The organism is Novosphingobium album (ex Liu et al. 2023), from assembly GCF_029076845.1.
Classification (GTDB): Bacteria; Pseudomonadota; Alphaproteobacteria; order Sphingomonadales; family Sphingomonadaceae; genus Novosphingobium.
This window is the reverse complement of the sequence record NZ_JARESE010000016.1, coordinates 7690-28243: the sequence shown is the minus strand read 5'-3', so window position 1 is coordinate 28243 and position 20554 is coordinate 7690. Positions and strand designations below refer to the sequence as shown.

24 protein-coding genes and 1 pseudogene are annotated in these 20554 nt (G+C 65.2%); 10 read left to right on the top strand and 15 right to left on the bottom strand.

Going from position 1 to position 20554, the window contains the following annotated elements; all coding sequences use genetic code 11:
- Positions 1–182: 182 nt before the first annotated feature.
- Entirely contained in the window at positions 183–656 is a 474-nt protein-coding gene (locus PYV00_RS07015) for a hypothetical protein (RefSeq protein ID WP_198478706.1), read from the top strand.
- Between the two features lie 66 nt (positions 657–722).
- Here the strand turns inward: PYV00_RS07015 and PYV00_RS07010 are convergent.
- The 4 genes and pseudogenes from PYV00_RS07010 to traD all read right to left on the bottom strand — a co-directional run.
- Positions 723–2045 (bottom strand): annotated as a pseudogene (locus PYV00_RS07010) (type IV secretory system conjugative DNA transfer family protein); the annotation flags it as partial.
- 1 nt (position 2046) lies between these two features.
- Positions 2047–2328: a hypothetical protein gene (locus PYV00_RS07005; RefSeq protein ID WP_275227565.1), complete on the bottom strand. Its 282-nt coding sequence runs from the start codon at positions 2326–2328 to the stop codon at positions 2047–2049.
- Positions 2325–2549, bottom strand: a complete 225-nt coding sequence (locus PYV00_RS07000) for a conjugal transfer protein TraD (RefSeq protein WP_275227564.1) — start codon at positions 2547–2549, stop codon at positions 2325–2327. The genes PYV00_RS07005 and PYV00_RS07000 overlap by 4 nt, the downstream gene beginning before the upstream one ends.
- 37 nt (positions 2550–2586) lie before the next feature.
- Complete coding sequence (gene traD, locus PYV00_RS06995) at positions 2587–2889, bottom strand: conjugal transfer protein TraD (RefSeq protein ID WP_275227563.1); 303 nt, start codon at positions 2887–2889, stop codon at positions 2587–2589.
- Positions 2890–3065: 176 nt separating this feature from the next.
- On the opposite strand from traD, the gene traA reads away from it, so the two are divergent.
- Positions 3066–6191 carry a Ti-type conjugative transfer relaxase TraA gene (gene traA / locus PYV00_RS06990; RefSeq protein ID WP_275227562.1) on the top strand — a complete coding sequence of 1042 codons (3126 nt, stop codon included), beginning with the start codon at positions 3066–3068 and terminating at the stop codon, positions 6189–6191.
- Between the two features lie 13 nt (positions 6192–6204).
- Complete coding sequence (locus PYV00_RS06985; RefSeq protein ID WP_275227561.1) at positions 6205–6927, top strand: DUF6118 family protein; 723 nt, start codon at positions 6205–6207, stop codon at positions 6925–6927.
- Positions 6928–6959: 32 nt separating this feature from the next.
- Here the strand turns inward: PYV00_RS06985 and PYV00_RS06980 are convergent, their stop codons facing one another.
- Positions 6960–7235 (bottom strand): hypothetical protein, encoded by a 276-nt coding sequence (locus PYV00_RS06980; protein WP_275227560.1) that lies wholly within the window; start codon positions 7233–7235, stop codon positions 6960–6962.
- Positions 7236–7283: 48 nt separating this feature from the next.
- Positions 7284–7655, bottom strand: coding sequence for a PRC-barrel domain-containing protein (locus tag PYV00_RS06975; RefSeq protein ID WP_275227559.1), 372 nt, complete (start codon positions 7653–7655; stop codon positions 7284–7286).
- 580 nt (positions 7656–8235) lie between these two features.
- Here PYV00_RS06975 and PYV00_RS06970 point away from each other — a divergent pair.
- The gene (locus PYV00_RS06970) at positions 8236–8871 is read left to right on the top strand and encodes an RNA polymerase sigma factor (protein WP_275227558.1); all 636 of its coding nucleotides are present in this window, start codon (positions 8236–8238) and stop codon (positions 8869–8871) included.
- Positions 8872–8907: 36 nt separating this feature from the next.
- Here the strand turns inward: PYV00_RS06970 and PYV00_RS06965 are convergent, their stop codons facing one another.
- Positions 8908–10734, bottom strand: coding sequence for an AsmA family protein (locus PYV00_RS06965; RefSeq protein ID WP_275227557.1), 1827 nt, complete (start codon positions 10732–10734; stop codon positions 8908–8910).
- A gap of 168 nt (positions 10735–10902) precedes the next feature.
- Between PYV00_RS06965 and PYV00_RS06960 the strand changes: the two genes are divergently transcribed.
- Positions 10903–11073, top strand: coding sequence for a CsbD family protein (locus PYV00_RS06960; RefSeq protein ID WP_275227556.1), 171 nt, complete (start codon positions 10903–10905; stop codon positions 11071–11073).
- A gap of 124 nt (positions 11074–11197) precedes the next feature.
- Here the strand turns inward: PYV00_RS06960 and PYV00_RS06955 are convergent, their stop codons facing one another.
- From PYV00_RS06955 to PYV00_RS06940, 4 genes are read right to left on the bottom strand one after another with little or no spacing between them, the layout of a single operon-like run.
- A complete protein-coding gene (locus PYV00_RS06955; protein WP_275227555.1) occupies positions 11198–11671 on the bottom strand; it encodes a hypothetical protein in 474 nt (157 codons plus the stop codon).
- 29 nt (positions 11672–11700) lie between these two features.
- Positions 11701–12804 (bottom strand): two-component system sensor histidine kinase NtrB, encoded by a 1104-nt coding sequence (locus PYV00_RS06950; protein ID WP_275227554.1) that lies wholly within the window; start codon positions 12802–12804, stop codon positions 11701–11703.
- On the bottom strand, positions 12801–14294 hold the full coding sequence (kaiC, locus tag PYV00_RS06945; RefSeq protein ID WP_275227553.1) for a circadian clock protein KaiC: 1494 nt from the start codon (positions 14292–14294) through the stop codon (positions 12801–12803). Before kaiC ends, PYV00_RS06950 begins: the two co-directional genes overlap by 4 nt.
- Complete coding sequence (locus tag PYV00_RS06940; protein WP_275227552.1) at positions 14291–14548, bottom strand: circadian clock KaiB family protein; 258 nt, start codon at positions 14546–14548, stop codon at positions 14291–14293. Before PYV00_RS06940 ends, kaiC begins: the two co-directional genes overlap by 4 nt.
- A 312-nt stretch (positions 14549–14860) precedes the next feature.
- Between PYV00_RS06940 and PYV00_RS06935 the strand changes: the two genes are divergently transcribed.
- The 4 genes from PYV00_RS06935 to PYV00_RS06920 all read left to right on the top strand — a co-directional run bounded on the left by PYV00_RS06935 (position 14861) and on the right by PYV00_RS06920 (position 17433).
- On the top strand, positions 14861–15649 hold the full coding sequence (locus tag PYV00_RS06935; protein WP_275227551.1) for a Crp/Fnr family transcriptional regulator: 789 nt from the start codon (positions 14861–14863) through the stop codon (positions 15647–15649).
- Positions 15650–15659: 10 nt separating this feature from the next.
- Entirely contained in the window at positions 15660–16010 is a 351-nt protein-coding gene (locus PYV00_RS06930; RefSeq protein WP_275227550.1) for a response regulator, read from the top strand.
- An 80-nt stretch (positions 16011–16090) separates the two neighbouring features.
- Positions 16091–16474, top strand: a complete 384-nt coding sequence (locus PYV00_RS06925) for a CopG family transcriptional regulator (RefSeq protein ID WP_275227549.1) — start codon at positions 16091–16093, stop codon at positions 16472–16474.
- Complete coding sequence (locus tag PYV00_RS06920; RefSeq protein ID WP_275227548.1) at positions 16471–17433, top strand: tyrosine-type recombinase/integrase; 963 nt, start codon at positions 16471–16473, stop codon at positions 17431–17433. The genes PYV00_RS06925 and PYV00_RS06920 overlap by 4 nt, the downstream gene beginning before the upstream one ends.
- Here PYV00_RS06920 and PYV00_RS06915 read toward each other — a convergent pair.
- From PYV00_RS06915 to PYV00_RS06905, 3 genes are read right to left on the bottom strand one after another with little or no spacing between them, the layout of a single operon-like run.
- Entirely contained in the window at positions 17430–18050 is a 621-nt protein-coding gene (locus PYV00_RS06915) for a histidine phosphatase family protein (protein WP_275227547.1), read from the bottom strand. The two genes, PYV00_RS06920 and PYV00_RS06915, sit on opposite strands and share 4 nt — an antisense overlap.
- Positions 18051–18052: 2 nt before the next feature.
- The gene (locus tag PYV00_RS06910) at positions 18053–18451 is read right to left on the bottom strand and encodes a type II toxin-antitoxin system VapC family toxin (protein WP_065847728.1); all 399 of its coding nucleotides are present in this window, start codon (positions 18449–18451) and stop codon (positions 18053–18055) included.
- Positions 18448–18723, bottom strand: a complete 276-nt coding sequence (locus PYV00_RS06905; RefSeq protein WP_065847734.1) for an AbrB/MazE/SpoVT family DNA-binding domain-containing protein — start codon at positions 18721–18723, stop codon at positions 18448–18450. The genes PYV00_RS06910 and PYV00_RS06905 overlap by 4 nt, the downstream gene beginning before the upstream one ends.
- Positions 18724–19156: 433 nt before the next feature.
- Between PYV00_RS06905 and PYV00_RS06900 the strand changes: the two genes are divergently transcribed.
- Positions 19157–19789, top strand: a complete 633-nt coding sequence (locus tag PYV00_RS06900; protein WP_275227546.1) for a transcription elongation protein SprT — start codon at positions 19157–19159, stop codon at positions 19787–19789.
- 50 nt (positions 19790–19839) lie between these two features.
- On the opposite strand, the gene PYV00_RS06895 is transcribed toward PYV00_RS06900, so the two are convergent.
- The gene (locus PYV00_RS06895; RefSeq protein WP_275227566.1) at positions 19840–20454 is read right to left on the bottom strand and encodes a DJ-1/PfpI family protein; all 615 of its coding nucleotides are present in this window, start codon (positions 20452–20454) and stop codon (positions 19840–19842) included.
- Positions 20455–20554: the final 100 nt, after the last annotated feature.

The window sequence follows — 20554 nt, the reverse complement described above, 5'->3', positions numbered from 1 at the left end:
GGCGCGGCCACCTATCGGCCATCAAAATTGACGCCGACCGGACTCCGTAATCGTCGCGCTACAGGCTGAACGCGGCACAATGGCTGGAACCTGCCAGCGACAGTTTCTGGAACTGGCTGGCACCAGCGACGAAGAACAAGAAGCCGCAAGCGACCAAAGGCAAGCGGGCCTTCGTCACGACCATGGATGACGGCACGCCGGTTTTTGCCAATGTGGAACTGGCAGGGCGCAAGCTGATCGTCGAGGTAAACAGTGCCGCCCGCGCGGAGCGAGCAATTACCCAGATGGGCGAATGGCTTGGTGATTGCGTGAGCGCGCCTATGGCCGAAATCCGGACGCTCGATCAGGTTATGGCCGACGATGCCGCCCGCACGCCACAGGACGAGGCGCTGGATATTCCACCGCATGAAATGGAGCGCATCGTTCACGATATGCTGACCCGTGAATATACGAAAACGCTCGATGAGCCGGTCCCAGCCCTCAGCCACAAGACGCCACGCGTTCTGGCCTGTACAAAGGCGGGGCGGGTAAAGGTAGCCGACTGGCTCAAATATATCGAAAATGGCGCGGCAAAATCGGGCACCGCCGATCCGATGGGCACCTATGACTTTACATGGATGTGGGAAGAACTGGGGCTTAGCGACCTCCGGCGGTAACGGCCATCATGCGGTTCTTGAAATGTTCTCGCTTAGCGTTGTCTGGCGTACCTTCCACGCGATGCCCTCTTGCAGGATCGGCCAGAGCTGGATGCCATAGCCGGCCATCAGGCCCATTGCGCGCTCAACGGGATCGAGACGGCCGAGCGCGGCGAACTCATCGAGCAGGAACAGGATGGGCCGTTCGGGCTTGCCCGGTGCGCGCGCGAGATCGGTGAGGCTTTGAGCCACCATCAGGCGCAGCCAGCGGGCATAGGCAGCGAGGCGATCGGGCGGGAGGACGAGGAACACGGTCGCCGGCGTCGCCTTGAGATCGGCGAACGCGAAATCCGATTTTCCCAGCACCGCCGTCATGCGCGGGGAATCGAGGAAATGGGTATGGCGCTGCGCGGCCGACAGCACGCCGGCGGCTTCGCGATCGGACTTGCCGAGGTGGCGGTTGGCGGCGCGCGCGATCAGACCCCGCGCATCCGTGCTGCGCGACATTTCCCGGAGCATCTTCTGGAAATTATCGGGCGCGAAGGTGAGGCAATCGCGCACGGCTTCCAGCGTGCGGTCCGCGCCTTGCGCTTGTCCGTCGCAGGCCACCCACAGGAGGATGCCGGCGATCAGCGCCTTGGCTTCCTCGTTCCAATGCGCCTCGCCCGCTTCGCCGGGAACGTCATAGACCAGCGCGTCGGCGAGCGTCATGGCGTCGTCGGCGAGATCGAGGCCGCCAGGGTCGAGGCGATCGAGCGGGTTGAACGCGGCCGAGGGGAGGCCGGTGACGCCGAACGGGTCGAGGACATGGACCGGGCCGAAGCGGGCGCGCTGGCGTGCGGTGACGATGGCGTTCTCGCCCTTGGGGTCGATGCAGACGACCGGGCCGGGATAGTCGATGAGGTTGGGAATGATCGTGCCCACGCCCTTGCCGGTGCGGGTGGGCGCGATCGTCAGCAGATGGGCCGGGCCGGCATAGCGCAGCAGCTTGCCTGACTTGCGGTCGCGGCCGATCAGCAGGCCCTCGCTTTGCGCGAGCGGCCGGGCTTCCGCGTCGGTGGCGAAGCGGGCCGAGCCGTGGGTGGCATCGCCTTCCGGGCCGCCATATTTGAGGATCAGCGGTTGGAACAACGCGCGCAGGCCCACGAGGATGATGACCAGGAAGGTGAGCATCATCACGATTTGGTAAATGTTGGAATCGCGGGCGAAGCCGAGCAGCGAGTGCAGCACGAATTGCATACCGCCGCCAAGCACGATGCCGACGATCAGGAACAGGACGGCGACCCGAAACAGATGGCGGATGAGCGCGATCGGGCTGAGGGTCAGTGCCGTGATCGCCCATATCGGATTCTGACGCGATATGCGGGCGACGTTGCGGATCGCGCGGCCGAGCTGGCGCAGCCATTCCATGTTACGCCCTCCCGATCGGCGTGATCGCCAGCGCCGGGTCGGCGTCGGGATGGTCGAGCAGCTTGAGGACGATCGCGGTGGCGAGGGGAGGGGGCACGGCCTCCTCGCGCAGCATGTCGAACAGTGCATCTTCGTCGGGCGTCAGCGCCATGTCTTCGATCGCGAGGTTGGCGCGGGATTCCGCATCGGCTTCGCGCCAGGCCGCGACCTCGGCCAGCGAACCGCGCTTGAAATACAGCGCACGGACCTCGGCCCGGATCGCCGCGATATCGAGTTTGCTCATTGCGCCTCGCTCCCTTCCGCGTCCGCATCGAACGCGCGTTTGCCGCGCCGCTTCCAGAGCGCCAGCACGTCGCCGGCACGGTCTCCCCGTGCCTTGCTCGCCAGCTCCAGCAGCGCGCCGTAAATGGTCGCGCGATCGTCGTCGGCGAGATCGACCAGGCCCGCCTTCTGGACGAGGCCGCCCAGCTCGATCAAATGGCGGGTGCGTTCGCGACGTTGCACGACCCATCCTCTCGTATCGGCGCGCCGCTGTCCGGCCTCAGTCCTGCGAACCGCCTGGACCAGCTTCGCCTCTGCCGTCATCGTTGCTCGCAATGCCTTTGCCAGCCTTGCGCCCGCGCCCTTGAAAGAAGGCGACGCCCTTCGCGCGCCATGCCTCCTTTGCTTGTGCGTTCGCTTCCACGGCGGCGGCGAGCGCCCCGGCGAGCGTATCGAGATCGAGCGCATCGGCTCCGGTTGCCGTCACCAGCTCGCCGAGTTGCTGAATCTTCTTCGCCTTGATAGACTTGGCCTTGTCGTTCAGCGCCCGCAATTCGGCGTCATAGTCGCGCGTCTTTCGCATCATTCTCTCCCTCGCGCCCGTTGAACAGAAGCTACACAGTAGCACGATCGCGCTGGCAGGACAGCGGTTCCGAACAAGAAATGCGGTAAAGTCAATCACGCGAACGGCAGAGAGTGTGAGTGCGCGCTTATACGTCGTTGCCAACGTGCGCTAAGAAAGGCAGTATAGTGGCCGTCATGGCGATCTACCATTTCTCGGCCAAGGTCATCAGTCGCGCCAGCGGATCGAGCGCCGTTGCCAGCGCGGCCTATCGCGCGGCGGAACGGCTGCACGATGACCGGCTCGGGCGCGACCATGATTTCTCGAACAAGGCCGGTGTCGTCCATTCGGAAATCATGCTGCCCGAAGGTGCGCCGGAGCGTTTAAACGATCGCGCAACCTTGTGGAACGAGGTCGAGGCCGGCGAGAAGCGCAAGGACGCGCAGCTTGCCCGCGAGGTGGAGTTCTCGATTCCGCGCGAGTTGAACCAGCAACAGGGCGTCCAGCTCGCCCGCGATTTCGTCGAAAAGCAGTTCGTCGAGCGCGGCATAGTCGCGGACCTCAATGTGCATTGGGACATGGGCAAGGACGGGCAAGCGAAACCCCACGCGCATGTCATGCTGTCGATGCGCGAAGTAGGGCCGGAGGGCTTCGGGCCGAAGGTGCGCGAGTGGAACAGCACGGCGCTCTTGCAGGGGTGGCGCGAGGCGTGGGCCGATCATGTCAACGAGCGGCTTGCCGAGCTGGATATTGATGCTCGCATAGATCACCGGACCCTGGCGGCGCAGGGGATCGACCTTGAGCCGCAGCACAAGATCGGGCCGGCAGCGTCGCGGATGCCCGAACAGGGGCTTGAGGCCGAGCGGGTCGAAGACCATGCCCGGATCGCGCGCGAGAATGGCGAGAAGATCATTGCCCGCCCGGAAATCGCGCTGGACGCGATCACGCGCCAGCAGGCCACGTTCACCCGGCGCGACCTGGCGCAGTTCGCGTTCCGGCACAGCGACGGCAAGGATCAGTTCGACCAGGTGATGAGCGCGGTGCGAACCTCGCCCGAGCTGGTGGCGCTGGGCAAAGACGGGCGCGGCGAGGATCGCTTTACGAGCCGCGACATGATCGAGACGGAGCAGCGGTTGGAGCGCGCCGGCGATCGGCTTGCCGATCGAGCGGGGCATGGTCTCCCGGCAACGTCGCTGCAAAATGGGGGGCGGGACGCTGCCGGGAGTGATGGCCTGATGCTGGGGGACCAGCAACGGGACGCGCTGGCGCATATCACCGGCAAGAACGACCTGGCAATTGTCGTCGGCTATGCCGGCACCGGCAAATCGACCATGTTGGGCGTTGCGCGCGACGAATGGGAGCGGGCGGGCTATCAGGTGCGCGGCGCGGCCTTGTCCGGCATCGCGGCCGAGGGGCTTGAAGGCGGTTCCGGCATTCAGTCGCGCACGATCGCCAGCATGGAATATCAGTGGGAGCAGGGCCGCGAGCTGCTAGGCCCGCGCGACGTACTGGTGATCGACGAGGCCGGCATGATCGGCACGCGCCAGATGGAGCGCGTGCTTGGCGAGGCCGAGCGGGCAGGGGCGAAGGTCGTTCTTGTCGGCGACGCCGAGCAGTTGCAGGCAATCGAGGCCGGCGCGGCGTTCCGGTCCCTTGCCGAGCGCCACGGCGCGGCCGAGATCAACGAGGTTCGCCGGCAGCATGAGGACTGGCAGAAGGACGCCACCCGCGCGCTGGCGACGGGCAGGACCGGCGAGGCGATCCATGCCTATGAGCAGCATGACATGGTCCACGCGGCCGAGACGCGCGAGGCTGCACGGGCCGAGCTGATCGACACATGGGACGCGCAGCGCGTCGCCGATCCCGACAAGACGCGGATCATCCTCACCCACACCAATGCCGAGGTGCGGGATTTGAACCAGGCCGCGCGCGATCGGTTGCGCGATACCGGCGAGCTGGGGGCGGACGTGCGCGTGTCGGCCGATCGCGGCGCGCGCGAGTTCGCCCAGGGCGACCGCATCATGTTCCTGAAAAACGAGCGCGGGCTTGGGGTGAAGAACGGCACGCTGGGGAGGGTCGAGCGCGTGTCGCCCGACAGCATGGCCGTTCGCCTTGACGATGGCCGGAGCGTCGCGTTCGACCTGAAAGATTATGCCCATGTCGATCATGGCTATGCGGCGACCATCCACAAATCGCAGGGGGTGACGGTCGATCAGGGGCATGTGCTGGCGACGCCGGGGATGGACCGCCATTCGGCCTATGTGGCGCTGTCGCGGCACCGTGACGGGGTGCAGCTCCATTACGGCCGCGACGACTTCGCCGACGATCGCCGGCTTGTCCGCACGCTGTCGCGTGAGCGGGCGAAAGATATGGCGTCCGACTATGGCCGCGATCCCGACACCCAGGCGCGCAGCTTCGCCGATCGTCGCGGCCTGTCGGGCGAGATCCGCGTTGCGGATGCGCCCGTCCGCAAGGGCGTGGAGCTTCCTGGCCCGGGCGGGGGCACCATGCGCCAGATGGGCGAAGATTCACGCACGCGCGATGCCGGCGACGGCCGCGGCGCTGGCGAGGCGAAGGCCGCAGGCGAGCGACAGCCGCGGCGAGGCATGTTCGACGGATTCAGGCCGCGCCCGCCCGAGCGAGCGGCCGAGCCGGCGCAGAGTGCGAAGGAAAAGGCGGCTCCCAAGCGCGGCATGTTCGACGGGCTGAAACTGTCCCACCGCACGCCGGCGCCGACGCCGGCGAAGGAAGTCCCGGCGCGTGCCGATCGCGGCGAGGACCGCGCCTTTACGCGCGCGGTCGAGCGGGCTTCGCGTTCGGCCGAGGCGGTATTGCAGGCTCGTGCATCGGGCGGGCCGGTGCTCGAGCATCAGAAAGTCGCGCTCGAGCGCGCGACCGAGGCGCTGGATCAGATCAGGCCGGAAGCCTCGCGCGATATGGCGTCGGCGATGCAGCGCGATCCCGGCTTGCTGCGCGAGGCAGCAGCGGGGCGCAGCGGCCCGATGGTCGAGGCGATGCGCCAAGAGGCGCGCGTGCGTGCCGATCCGAATTTGCGCGCCGATCGGTTTGTGGAGCGCTGGCAACAGCTCTCCCAGGACCGCGACCGCCTCTATCGCGCTGGCGACATGACGGGCCGTGAGAAGGCGGGCAAGGAAATGGCGGGCATGGCGAAAAGCCTTGAGCGCGATCCCCAGGTGGAATCGATCCTGCGCGGCCGCACCCGCGAGCTGGGGCTTGAAATGGGCATGGAGCGCGGTCGCGACCTTGGCCGCCAGTTGACGCAGGATTTGGGGATTGGCCGTGATCGCGGGTTGAGCCGGTAAGGAGAAACGACAAGTGGGCGAGGATGATGGTTTCGATGACGCCGACGATCCGACACAGGCATTCGCGCGGGTCGAGGATCGGTTGGCGTCAGTGCATGGCGAGGTGACGTTGCTGCGCGCCGCGATCGAGGGGCTGACCGCTGCGCGCGAGAATATCGAGATTCCCGACTATGAGCCGACGCTTGAGCGCACCGAGAAGATATTGGTGGCGCTTGCCCAGCGGATCGATCCGATCGCCAAGAGCCCGGCCCTAGCCATGACGCCCGACAACATGGCGGGCCAGATCGCCTCGGCCGCTACGGCCGCGCGCCGCGAGGATGCGCGTCTTGTCGCCGAAGCCCGATCGGCCTTGGACCAGACCACGCGCGAGCTTGGGAATCGGCTCGCATCGGCGCGGCGCGGCGACGAGCAGAACCGCTGGCTCTATCTGTTCGGCGGCGGCGGCCTGGTGCTGGGGATGCTGCTATGGGCGGCGCTCGCCGGCTTCGTCGCGCGCACCATGCCGACAAGCTGGCATTGGCCCGAGCGCATGGCGACGCGGACGCTTGCCGCACCGACGATGTGGGATGCGGGGCGGCATTTGATGATGACCGACAGCCCCGACACATGGGCGGGAGTCGTCGCGGCGGTGAAGCTCGCCGGTGACAACCGTGAACCGATCGACGCGTGCCGCAGGTCCGCCACCAGGGCGAAGAAGCCGGTGCGCTGCACGATCGAGGTGAAGGCAGGGGAATAGCTTGGAGTTCGGCCGTCCGGGCAGCGCCGGTATCAGGGTCGAGGCTCGTCGCCCTCGTCCATCCAGCCCGGCCAGCAATCCAGCTCGGCTTCCATCATGGCCGTGAACACGATCGCGGCGGCCTTGATGTTGTCCTCTGGCGCATCCTCGGCGAAAAAGGCCGCTCCGGCCTGCTGCATCGTTTCGCTGGGCGTCCGCATAACCTTGACCAGCGCATAGGCTGCTCGCAGCATCTCGATTTCGCTTCTCGGAGTAGCGCCGCACTCCGCGACGACGTGATACAGGAAGCGAGCGACGCGCTCGATCATGGCTCCAGGAGGGGCCGGATCGCTGCCTTGGTCCGGCCCTCCTTCATGTCAGTAATTGTAGCTCGATCCATAATAGCCATAGACCTCCTGGCCATAGGCTCGATCGAACGTGGGCTCCTGGCCGGCCCGGTAGCTGGGGCCGCCTTCGAACTGCTCCTTCGTCAGATTGACGACATAGCCGCCCTTGTCGGTGTCATAGGTGAGCTGGTCCCAGGGCAGCGGATGGTATTCGTCGCCGATGCCAAGGAAGCCGCCGAACGACATGACGGCATATTCCGCCCGGCCGGAGCGCTTATCGACCATGAAATTGTAGACGGAGCCGAGCTTGTCGCCGTTGCGGTTATAGACGGCGGTGCCCTCGACCTTGTTGGACGCGATCAGCCGATCGGTTTCGTCGGTCGCTATGTTGGTGTCTGCCATTTTGCAGTCTCCTTTCATTCAACGAGAACGACGGAGCCCGGAAGGGTTTCCGCCAAGATTGGCATCCACGGGATTCTGGCGCCGTGCCGGCGCATCATGTCCCGAGAAGCCGGCAATTCGACAATCATAAGGACGAAAGGGCGATCCGCTGCCTTGGCGCTGGAAGGCACAGTTGGCCGATCGCAGCGCTCCGCCTTCCGGTCGATGATGGTTCACAGGACGCCGCCGGCGGTGCGGCGCACGTCGGGGCTTCGCCCGTGAGGGCGGCGCGGGCGATGTTCATCGCGCGCTCGTGTCGAAATGGATACCCCGGGAAAGCCTCGCGCCAGATTTTCTCGGCCATCGATGCAAGTTCCTTCGGCGTCGGCGGCCGAGCATCGCGGATGCACGCGATCAGGGCGCGCGGGAACAGGCGCTCCACCATTCACTCTCCGATTCTGTTTCGGGGGCTATAGCACGGATGCTGCCTCGATCGAACGGCAGGGGACCAAGCGGGCCGCGAATGGGCTGAACCAGCACCATTCCCGGCTTGCGCACCCTATATTACCTGAGGGCAGGAAAAGCCTGTCCGGAGAACAAGATGCCGCCCGATGTGCCCGCCCGCGTTTCCCCGATTGCCATTCCCGACGATCATTTCGGGGCGGCACTGATCGAGCAGACGGCTGCGCTCAGCGCCTATGCCCGGCGGCTGACCGGGGGCGGTGCGGACGCCGACGACCTCTTGCAGGACACCATGCTGCGATGCTGGACCGCGCGCGCCAGCTTTGCGGCCGGAACCAGCCTGATCGCCTGGACGCGAACCGTGATGAAGAATAGCTTCCTCACTGGCCTTCGCCGCGCCCGTTTCCATGCGGACCTGCCCGATGAAGCACGCGACCGGATGCTGGGGGTGGACGAGACCCAGAGTCTCGCCATTTGGCTGCGCGATACGGATTGGGCGCTGAGCGAACTCCCGCCCGATCAGCGCGAGGCCGTGCTGCTGGCGAGCCAGGGTGTGTCGATCGAAGAGGCGGCGATGCGACTCGGTGTTGCCCCAGGGACGGTCAAGAGCCGCGTCGCACGCGGGCGGGCTCGGCTGCGCGCGCTCATCGAGGAGCGATCGACGCCGCTGCTGGCCGACAGGACCGGCCAGGACAAGCCCGCGCCGGTGGCCGATCGGCCTATCCGGCCGAGAAAGAAGAAGAAGCGGGACTGGCGAGGCGTGACGATCGGCTGAAGCGTCGAGGAGCCGCCGGCGTTTTGCTTTTGCCGGCTAGCGCAGCGCATCTCGGGCCAGTGCGGGGCAGTTGGCGGCGGGTGCCGGTGCGGCGCGGCCTTCGTCGTCCTTGGTGCGCAGCGCGCCGAACAGCGATCCGATCTTGTCGAACAGTCCCTTTTTGCCGGGTATCTTGCCTTTGTCGTTGACGATCGCAACGCTCGGTTTCGAGAAGGTCCCGCCAACCTGAATTTTGGCGGCGAGCTGGACCGGATCAGGATGCTTGGATCGGCCCGACAGCAGCAGGGCGAGGCTTTCGTTGGCGAGGGAGATGTCCCCCTTGCCATCGGCGCGACCGACAGGCGTGTCGAGAAGGAGCGCGCGCGGCTTCATTCCGCCGTTCCTGGCAGCGAAGTCGGCAATGACGCAATGGACGGGCACCTGGGCGGCGTCGCCCCCACCGGCGAGCTGACCGATGCTCTTGAGCACATCGCCGCTCGCGAAGATGGCAAGTTTGCGCTGCATGGTGCCGCCGGTCATCGCAAGCCCCACCCGGCCCGATGCGTTGGCAAGCGCGCTGCGAATTTCCCGGCCATGGCCGGTCAGGGCTATGCGCAGTTCAACCGGCCCGTCGATTGCGGCCGGGTCGCCCGACAGGTCCGCAAACCGCGTGCCCTTCTGGCGGAGATCGAGCGTGAGCTTGGGATCGCCTTCGCCACGATGATCGACCACCATCCTGCCCGAGATGGTCCCCCGGCTGAGCTGGATGACAAGCGGGTCCAGCGTGAGGCGGCGATGGTCGAGCCTGAGGGTTCCCCGGAAGCCTTTGAACAGGCTTGGATGGTTCAGCAGCAATTCGCGGGCGGAGACGCGCAGCGTCCCGTCCAGCTTGTGCAGCTTCCTGAGATCGATCCTGGTGTCGGGAATGACGCGCGGGCCGATCTGTCGGCGTTTCGCGGCAGCGCGCGCTTTGCCTTTGTTCGATGACAGGTCGTCGAAATCGAGCCGGCCCGCATCGAGATGCCCATCCAGCAACGTGCGGCCGTCGCGTTTGCGCACCATCGCCGCGCCCGTCATGTCGGAGCGCCCGATCGTTCCTGCAAGGGACCGGATGTTCCAATCCTTGTCGTCATGCCGCACCCGCGCCTTCAGCGTGAAGGGCTGCGTGCCGAAAAGGCCTGCCTCGATCACATCGTCCAGGGTCTTGAGGTTATCGCCCCGCGAGACGATCGCGGCGGCGAAATGATCGAGGTCGAGCGGATGATCCATCTGGCCGTCAGCCGCAAAGTCGAGCAACGGCGATTTGATCGCGAGCCGGAAGGGATAGAGCCGATTGGGATCGCGGTTGTCGATCGCCGCGCCGCGAAAGGATAGCGTCATCGGCCGTCCGCGATGGAGTCCGGTGCCGTCGACCCAAAGACCCCGCATCGGATCGGCCGCAAAGCCGGCCCTCGTCACCTCCATATGGCGCTTGGCGTCCTTCAGGGTGAGACGACCGTTCGTGACCGTCAGATGCGCAATGCGCGGCGGCGCGGATGACGACTTGTCATCCTTGTGGCTTCCCTCCCAGTTGGCCTTGCCCTTCTCGTCGCGGACAAGGTTCAGCGTGACGCCGCGCAGATCGATGGAATCGGGGCGCAGCGCACCGCGCAGCGCGGAGAGCAACGGCGCGCGGATGATCGCCTCATCGATGCGGGCAAGGTCGCCCGTCCCTGCCCAGGCGGGCTGTGCCACGCGCACGCCCAGGACACGGATACGCGGGTGCAGCGTGAAATGGTCGAGCCGCTCGATTCCGGCGATGCTGACGGGCGCACCGAAGCGCGCCGATAGTTGCTGTTCGGCTAACCCGCGCAAAAAGCCGAAGGGGGCAAGGGCAAGAACCAACAGGCCGATTGCAAGCACAAGCGCGGCGCCCAGCGCCGCTTTTCCCAACCATCGCGGAATAAACCCGTTTCCTCTGAAAAGCCGCGACGATCCCCGGCGCTGCGTTGTGCGTCGGGAACACGTCGGGGTGACGCTTCGTTCCTGAAATACCCGGATCAGGAGGCACCCATGGGCAAATTAACCGACAAGATCAAAGGCAACGTCAACGAGACAATCGGCAAGGCCAAGCAGAAATCCGACAATCCCGAGACTCGGGACGAGGGTGCCGGTCAGGAAGTCAAGGGCAAGGCCCAGCAGCTCAAGGGCAAGATCAAGGGCGCGCTTGGCGACGACATCTGACCGCTATACGGCTTTGTCCCGATTGTGGTTGGCTATAGCGCATGGCTTCGACATATCAGGAACGGGTGAGGCTGGGATCGACAAGCGATGCCGGCCTCACCGATGTTCGTGCGGAGCCCAATATTCATAGTCGGCATCGACGGCTGTAGGCGACGCCGCGAAGAAATCCACGCCGTGCGAAACCGGCGTCGATCGCGGCCTCAAGACGCCGCTGGGCCGGCGCCGCGCCCGTAACTTCCCGCACGAGCCCCCGGAAGGGAATGATCGCGTTGATGACGGTCTTGCCGCCGGCCTCGGCGAGCTTGCCCGCTCTGTTTTCCTTTTTCTCGTTCCCGATCGTATAATCGGGGCCGAGAACCTCGTTCAGCTCCGTGATCGCCTGGGTGAGATGCCGGCATCGGCCGAGCCCGGCAAGCCCATAAGGGTCCTCATGCGCAGCTTCGAGAACCGGCGGGATTTTCGTCCTGGCGACCCCCACGTCCCGCGCGGGCTGGGTGACGATTTCTCCACCCCGCTTGATGGTGGCATCGGGCTGAGCCTGCTGTGCTGGCTGCGTCTGCTGCGCCCAGGCCGGCGCGGCGAACAGAGCGGCGAGCATGGCAATGGGAAGGAAACGGACTCGGGTTCTCATATTTCGGTCTTGGCCTTCTTGGGCAGGAGGAGATGGACAGCGGTTCCCTCGCCGACCGCGCTGTCGATCCGGACATGACCGCCAGATTGGCTGATGAAGCCGTAGACCTGGCTCAAACCCAGCCCCGTGCCCTCATTTTCGCCTTTAGTCGTGAAGAAGGGCTCGAAAACCTGGGCCAGCACGTCCTCGCTCATGCCGCAGCCGGTGTCGCGGATCGAGACCCTTACGAAGGAGCCGGAATCCGTTTCAGCATCCTCGGTCGCGTTGCTCGTTTCGATGATGAGCGTGCCTTTGCCGGCCATGGCGTCGCGCGCATTGACCGCGAGGTTGAGGATGGCCACATCCAATTGGTTCGCATCGATATGAATCGGGCTCAGCGCCGGATCGAGAACGCAACGAGTCTCTACGCCTCTGCCGAGTGTTCGCTCCAGCATCTGCGTGAGCGCGCTGATGCGCTGGTTGAGATCGACGGCCTCCGGAGAGAGCGGCTGCCGCCGGGAGAAGGCCAGGAGCTGTTGCGTCAAGGCCCCTCCATTCTGGGCGCGCTCCAACATTCCTTCGATCAATTGATTGATTTTCGGGCTTGCCGGGTCGCGGTCGATCTCCTTTTCCAATAGCCGCAGGCCGGATGTGACCACGGCCAGAAGATTGTTGATGTCGTGCACGATGCCGGCGGCAAGCCGGCCGACCGCCTCCATCTTCTGCGACTGGCGCAGGCGCTCGTCCTCGGCGCGGCGGACAGAGATGTCACGAAGACTGGCGAGCAGCGCCTGCCGTCCATCCCAATGAATATCGACCACCCGCATCTCGACTTGAGCCGGCTTCCCGCCCTGCCGATGAACGGTAATCTCGGCCGTGTCGCCGGACACGACAGGCCGGCCGAGCGGAACATGGAGCAGCACGTCGAGCGGTTTGCCGAAGATTTCGGCAGCGGCAGGATTGGCGTAAAGAACGTCACCGACGAGATTGACCACCAGCACACCATCGGCGCTGCTCTCGATCAGGAGGCGGAAGCTGGACCGGCTGAAGTCCGGCGCGGACGCATGAGGGGCGACGGTTTCCGCCACGGTGTCGCGGGCATGGGATGATCCCGGCGTCATGCCGTTGCAGGTCCTGGCAGGACGGAATCGCTGAAAATGTCGGGCGAGCCCTCGAACGCGTCTCCGAGATGCATGCCGTCGCCGTCGATGGTGAAGCGCCTGATCTGCTTGTCATGTTCGCTGCCGCGCATCTTGAGCACCATCAGGCCCCGGTGCATGAACTGCGCCTGCTGGATGTAGCGCAGCAGGATGATAGAATCGGTCAGCGTTGAGATATGCTGTTCGCTGACGCTTTGGCCGCCGACCAGCGATTTGTCGGTCGCCGTGCACAGGCCGGCAATCTCATGTTTCTTGATGAACGACGTCAGGCTGATGAGGAACTCGCGGAAACCCGTTTCGGGGGCGATGCGCTCCAGCGCCGAGAGACTGTCGATCGCGAGGCGGTCGGGCTTGAACTCCTCGACCAGCTCGCGGATCATCAGCAGATGGTCGGGCAGGCTTTGGGCTTCGGGATAGAGGCACACGACCTTCAAACGCCCTTCCGCTTCCAGCGCCTCGAAATCGACGCCCCAGCTTTTCGCGTTGCGGAAAAGCTGGCCCCGGCTTTCCTCATAGCCGATGAGCAGCGCCCGTTCGCCGGCGGCGGCGCCGCCGGCAAGGAAGTTCGTGACGAGGAGCGTCTTGCCGGTGCCGGTCGCGCCGCTCACCAGGGTCACGCTGTCGCGGAAAAAACCGCCGCTCGTCATCCGGTCGAGCTCGGCGTTGCCGCTCGTCACCCGCTTGGTGCTCGATTGCTGTTCGAGCCGGAGTGAGGACAAGGGCACCGCCACCATGCCCTCACCACTGACCAGGGTGATCGGCACCTCGCCCTCGACGTGGCGGCTGCCCCGCATCTTGAGAACCTCAATCGTGCGGCGGCGGCGTTCGCGATCGAGCGCATTGCGCAGGATCACCACATTGTCGGCGACGAACTCCTCGATCCGGTGACGCGAGATGTCGCCATATTCGCTGTTGCGCTCGGCCGTCATCAGCACGGTCAGTCCCTCGCGCTTGAGCGCGGAAGCGACGCGGAGCAGCTCGCGCCGGATGGCGTTCTGATCGGCCACGAAATGATGAAAGAGCTGGGTCAGAGAGTCGAGGACGATACGCTTGGCGCCGATGCCCTGAACGGCATGCAGGATACGGGCGAGCAGGCCGGCAAGATCGAACTCCCCGACGACAAGCTCGTCCTGATCGCGCGGGCTCGCATCGACGAAGGCCAGCTTCTTGGCATTCTGCCAGCCCCGGATATCCCAACCGAAGCTCGCCATATTGACCTCGATGTCGGCCGATGGCTCCTCGAAGGTGACGAAGACGCCGGGCTCATCAAGATCGGTGATGCCATGCGCGAGAAACTGGGTGGCGAACACCGTCTTGCCGCTTCCCGGCGTGCCGCCGACGATCGTGGTGCGCCCCCGGGGAAGGCCGCCCATCACGAGATCGTCGAAGGCCTCGATGCCGGTCTTCACGCGCTCAAGCACGGGATCGACAATCTCCTCTGCGGTGGTCATGAGGGGGTGTCCTCCTTGCGAAGCCCGAAGAAATCGAGAACCTGGGCGATGTTGCTGAAATCGCCGATCAGACGGCGGGGCGGTTGGATGGCCTCATCGGCAAGCGTGGGCGTCGCCAGGATGCCGGCCGCCTCCGCCGCGTCGGGACGCGCGAGAATGTCGATGACTTCGATGTCGAGGCGATTGCCACACGCATCGAGCAGCCGCTCGCGGCTCTCGATGGCCCGCCGGGCGCCGGGGGTGTCACCGGCCACGTAAAGCCGCAAACCGAGAGGAGGGCGTGCGCCGGATTGCACGGGGTCCATCTCAGGCCTGACGGCGCGCTGGCCGTGCAGAATAGGCGTGCTTCGCGCGATCAATCGAAGCAGCAGCGTTTTTGGTTGGCATGTTGAACTCCCGAGCGTCACTCCAAACCTGCCCTGGAAGCGATGCGAGTCATCGCGGGGTGGCCAGTCTCGGGTTTGTGTCCCCTTGTAGACACAAGTGCCGGGAAGCGTCTGCCCTGTAGTGAACATTTCTCCTGTTCGAGCGTTTTATCGTGTTTCCAAGGGGAGATTGATGCGACCGTGAACGGACCTGATCCCATCGGTAACAACCTGCTCCGCGCGCTCCGGACCGAGGACTGGACTATCTTGCGGCCGCAGCTCGAAGAGTGGTCGGCACCCACAGGCACGCTGCTGCACGAACCCGGCGATACGGTCCGACACGCCTTTTTCCCACGCGGTTCGAGCCTGATTTCCTATCTTGTCGTGTTGGGCGACGGGAAGGCGATCGAGACCGCGCTTGTCGGACGCGAAGGCGCAGTCGGCGGGATTGTCAGCCAAGGCAGGCTCCCGGCCTTTTCGCGCGCGGAAGTCCAGCTTGGGGGCGAGTTTTTCCGGATCGACCTGCATCGGCTCGAAGAGGCGAAAGCACAATCACCCACGTTGAACCATCTGTTCGCACGTTACGCGGATTGTCTCATGGCCCAGGTTTTCCAGTCGGCCGCCTGCAACGCGGCGCATACGATCGAACAGCGAACCGCGAAGTGGCTGCTTGCCGCGATCGACCGGACCGGCGCCGAGGACATCGTGCTTACCCAGGAGCAGCTCGCCGCGATGCTGGGCGTCGGCCGAAGCTATTTGAGCAGGGTCATCCAGGATTTCAGGCAACGGCATCTCATCGAGACGCGGCGCGGTCGCATTGCCGTGCGCGGACCCGACGAGCTGCGCGGACTCGCCTGCGAATGCAACAGCGCGATCAACCAGCATTTCGACGATGTGCTGAAAGGGGTCTACCCGGCCGAAGAAAATGGGAACGCCTCGGGCCGGGAGCGGATTGCCCACAGGAGGGTTATGAGAGCGGCCGGCAAATGAGAATGCGTCTATGTGTCATGTGCTGATAATCGAGGATGAGTGGTTCATCTGCGAATATCTCAAGGAAGTCGCCCATGAAGCCGGCGCTACCTCGATCGCAACCGCCGCCACGCAAGACGATGCTGTCGCAGCCGCGCGCGATGAACCGCCTGCGATCATTCTTTCCGATGTGAAATTGCGCGCCGGCACCGGTCCGCGCGCGGTCCAAACGATCTTTGCCGAGATGGGGTCGATCCCGGTGATCTTCATCACCGGCACGCCCGACGAGTGCCAGCCATGCGATCCGCCGGCCGTGATCCTGGGCAAGCCGGTCGAGGCGCGCCGCGTCATAGAGACATTCAGGCAACTGGCACCCGTCTAGTCGCGCACGCCAAGCCGGGGATTCACGGCCCGTTCTACGTATGATAATGTCCTTTATCATATACTCAAAAGGATGCCGGCATGACCGAGGATGAGGACACGGCTTTCGCCGACAACTACGCCGAGCGCGACCAGGCGAAGACGCTGCGCGAGCAGGCCCGCGCGGGCGGCCTGCGCTTCGAGGCGTATCTTATCGGCGATCAGGCCGATTGGCTGTTGGAGCGGGTCGAGCGCGGCATGTTCCTTGATCCTGCCGAGGCGGTGTTCGCGATCGTCCAGAACTTCATCGAGATGGAGCCGCACCGCGATTTGCGCGACGAGCTGCTACGCCGGATGTTGGAGAGCAGCCTTGAGGACATGAAGGCTGGCCGCGTCCATGACGCCGAGGAGGTGTTTGACGAAATACTCCGCAAGATCGCCGAGCCGCGCCCCGAGGCGGCGCGGTGGGAGAAGATCCAGCGATGAACCAGCTCGCCCCCCTGCCCTCGCCCGAGCTGGCGTTGCCGGCCCTGGTCGCGGCGGCCGACGAGCGCGCGCGGCTTCGCTTTCTTGAGTTCTTCGCCGTCACCATTCGCAACCCGCATACGCGCCGCGCCTATATGCGCGCGGCGGGCGACTTCCTGGCGTGGGTAGCGGAGCGCGGCGTCGCCTCGCTCCCCCAGGTGCAGCCGCTCCATGTCGCGGCCTGGATCGAGGCGCTTGGGCGCGAGCTGGCCGCGCCCAGCGTCAAGCAGCAGCTCGCCGGCGTGCGTCACCTGTTCGACTGGCTGGTGACGGGCCATGTCGTGCCGGTGAACCCCGCCGCGTCGGTGCGCGGGCCGGCGCATAGTCAGCGGCGCGGCAAGACGCCGGTGCTGGCCCCCGACGAGGCGCGGGCCTTACTCGATCGGATCGACATTACCACCCATGCGGGGCTGCGCGACCGCGCCTTGATCGGGTTGATGGTCTATAGCTTCGCGCGGATCGGCGCGGCGCTGACGATGCGGGTGGAGGACGTGTTCATGCAGAACCGTCGCCTATGGGTGCGGCTGCACGAAAAGGGCGGTAAGCGCCACGAAATGCCCTGCCACCACAATCTTGAGGATTATCTGACCGCCTATCTCGATGGGTGCGAGCTGCGCGAGAATCGTAAGGGGCCGTTGTTCCGCACGATCGCGCGCGGGACCAAGCAGTTAAGCGATACGCCCCTGCCCCAGGCCAATGCGTTCGCGATGGTGCGCCGGCGTGCGGCAGCGGCCGGGATCGGCACGGCGATCGGCAATCATTCGTTCCGCGCGACCGGGATCACCACCTATTTGAAGAACGGCGGCACGTTGGAGACGGCCGCGACGATGGCGAACCACAGCTCGACTCGGACCACCCAGCTCTACGACCGCCGCCCCGATGACGTGACGCTGGACGAGGTGGAGCGGGTGTTGATCTAGGCGGCCATGGCCGGCGCGCATACCCAGCGGCCATTTTCCCAATGAAACCCTACCCGCTGCGCGTTGCTGATCGCGGGCGGCTCGCCCTTGCGCCAGAACCCGAGCATCTTGGCCCGGTCGTCCAGATGGGCGTCGGCGACGATCGCGCGGGCGGCCTGGATGAACTGCCCATGCCCGAACACATAGGCCAGCGACCCGGCAGGTAGGCCGGCGAGGCGCGCCAGCGCCGCCTCGCAGCGCCGTAGTAAGGTGCCGAAGCTCTCCGCCCCCTCCCCGTCGCAATAATCAGGATCGGCCGCGCTCCAATAGCGTTCGAGGTGCGGCATCCTCTCGGCGCTGCGCGTGCCGTTCCAGCGCGCCGGTTGCAGATAGGTGAACTCTTCTATCGGCCACATTTCCACCGGCGCGTCGGGAAAGCGGGCGATGGTCGGCGCGGCGGTTTGCCGGGTGCGGGTATAGGGCGACGTGACGATGAGCGCGGGCGCTTGCGTCCAGCTCGCCGCGACCGCGCGCGCCTGTTCGTGGCCCCGCTCCGTCAGCTCGATCGTCGCCAGATCGTGACACGGCACGCCGGCGTTGCCGGTGCTTTCCCCATGCCGGATGAATATCGCTCGCATGGCTATTTCAGCAGCAGGGCGGCGGCCCCCTGCCCTTTCAGCAGTTTGACTGCCGTTTTGTCGAAGGACACGAACGTCTCCCCGCCGTGGAATCGGCCGTCGAAAGCGATCACCCCGTCCGCGAAGTCGCCGCCCGCATCGAGGATAGCTAGGCCCGCTTCCACCGCAGGGCGATTGACGACGACGTTCTCCGCATCGATCACGCCTCGGATCGCGGCGGCAATTTCGGGTCGGGTTTTCTTGTAGAGTCGTTCCAGAACCCAGGCGAGTTCGCACAGTGAATGCACGCTGATAGCAACGTGGCTTGCGCCTTCCATCGCTTCGACGGCGGCGAGGCCCTGCGCTTCGTCGTCCGCCAGCACCAGGCGCAGCAAGACGTTCGTGTCGGCCGTGATCTTCATTTATCGTCCAGACCGGCCACACCCGCAGCAGCGCCCGCTTCCGCGATAGCGTCGTTGATTTCCTCGATCGTGAACCGGGGACCATCGCCCTTCCCCTTGAGCATCCCGTGCAGCGCCCGCCACGAACCCTTTGGCTGGTCCGCTTTCAGTTCCGCCCGCCCATCGGGCAGCAAGTCGAGCCTGATCTTGCCACCGGGCTGGATGCCGAGATGTTTCAGAATATCCTTCCGAAACGTCACCTGGCCCCGCGTGGTCACGCTTAATGTCGTCATGTCATTACCTCCATATCAAATCAGGGTAATGCAGAAACGCATTATTTTCAAGGCCAATCCTGATCGCCAATAATAAGCGACTAAGCGCCTACCGCTGGCGCGGCACCGTGGCTCTACTCGCTTCGCTCCCCAAGCCCGCAAGCGGTCTTGGCACAAGGTGACGATCCACATGGCGGAAGCGAGATCGCGTGCGCGGATCTCGCGGGCGATGTGCCGGCGTGCGCCGGCGTCGATGTTCGTTCGAGGGGGAAAGGCGGTCCCGGCCGCCTCTCCTCCGCAACGGGATTAGACGGGGCCGTGCCTCGCTGCGCTGCGGCCGCTCCACCCCCATCGAATCCCGCTGCCCCCCTCTCTTGCCGGCGTTCTTGGGCGTCCGTGTTCCGGCCGATGGCATGGCCATCGCCGGACAGGCGATTTGAAGGAGGAAAATCAGATGGTCCACGAAACCCGCGAAAGCTGGCTCAACGCGGTGGCGCAGGGCATGGCTCCGCTGTTCGAGGCGCTGGACGCCCCCCTGCCCTCGCGCGTGCGCGTCGCGATCGGCTTCACCAGCAGGGGCGCGAAGGGCAAGGCGATCGGCGAGTGCTGGGACAATCGCTTGAGCGCGGACGGGCATTTTGAAATCTTCATCCGCCCGGACCTCGCGCACGCGCCCGACGCGATGCCAGCGCAGATCGCGGCCATCCTCGCGCATGAGCTGGTCCATGCCGCTGTCGGCATCCCGGCAGGGCATGGGAAGGCGTTTAAACGGGTCGCGCAGGGGCTTGGCCTGGTCGGGCCGATGCGCGCCACCACCCCCGGCGAGGCGTTCCTGTCGGCCGTAGCTCCGATCTTGGAGGCTGTCGGCCCCCTCCCCCATGCCCGTCTGGACACGGACGGCGAATCCACCGCGCCCAAGAAGCAGAAAGCCCGGATGCTCAAATGCGAATGCGCGACGTGCGGCTATACCGTGCGGACCGCGCGCAAATGGCTTGAGCAGGCCGGCGCGCCGCTTTGCCCGATCGAGGATCACGGCCGGATGGAGCATGAGCCGCTGGACGACGAAGAAAGCGAGAGCGAAAGCTAAGCGACTAAGCGACTAAGCGACTAAGCATTTAAGCGATGGATTGTCGCCGCTTATGCCGCCTGCGCCACAGGCAGGAACGGCGTGACGGCGGCGAGTGCGCGCGCGATATAGGTGTCCTTCTCGCCCACAGGGGCGACATAGTGCATCGCGTCCCTGGCATCGCCGATCGTTGCCATGCGTGCAATCAGCCACGTCGCCAGATATTGCGAGGCCAGGCATCCCCCGGCGGTCGCTACGTTGCCGTGCGCGACAAACGGCGTGTCCAGCACGTCCACGCCGGCCTCAATGACCCACGGTTTCGTCGTCAGGTCCGTGCAGGCGGGCAAGTCGCCGATCAGGCCGAGCTTGGCGAGAATGAGCGTCCCCGAACATTGCGCGCCAATGAGCTGTCGTGAGGGATCGAGCGTGATCCGCGCCAGCATGTCGGTATCGGCGGCAATCTCGCGCGTCTTGACGCCGCTACCGATCAGCACCGCGTCCGCTTCCGCCGCGAACTCAAGCGGCTTCTGGCGCTGGATCGTGACGCCGTTCATCGACGTGACTTCCGGCGTCGGCGAGGTGATATGTGCCGCCCAGCCCTTTGCCTTCATGCGGTTCACAATCGCGGCTGCGACAAACGAGTCCAACTCGTTGAAGCCGTCGAAGGTGAGAACCGCAATTTGCACAGGAGCCTCCATCATCTTGAATGGTGAGCGGCCATAGCATTTCGAGCGGGCGGGCAAAACGATGTTCGGCTGCACCATACGGGGGGGGGGGGGGGGGGGG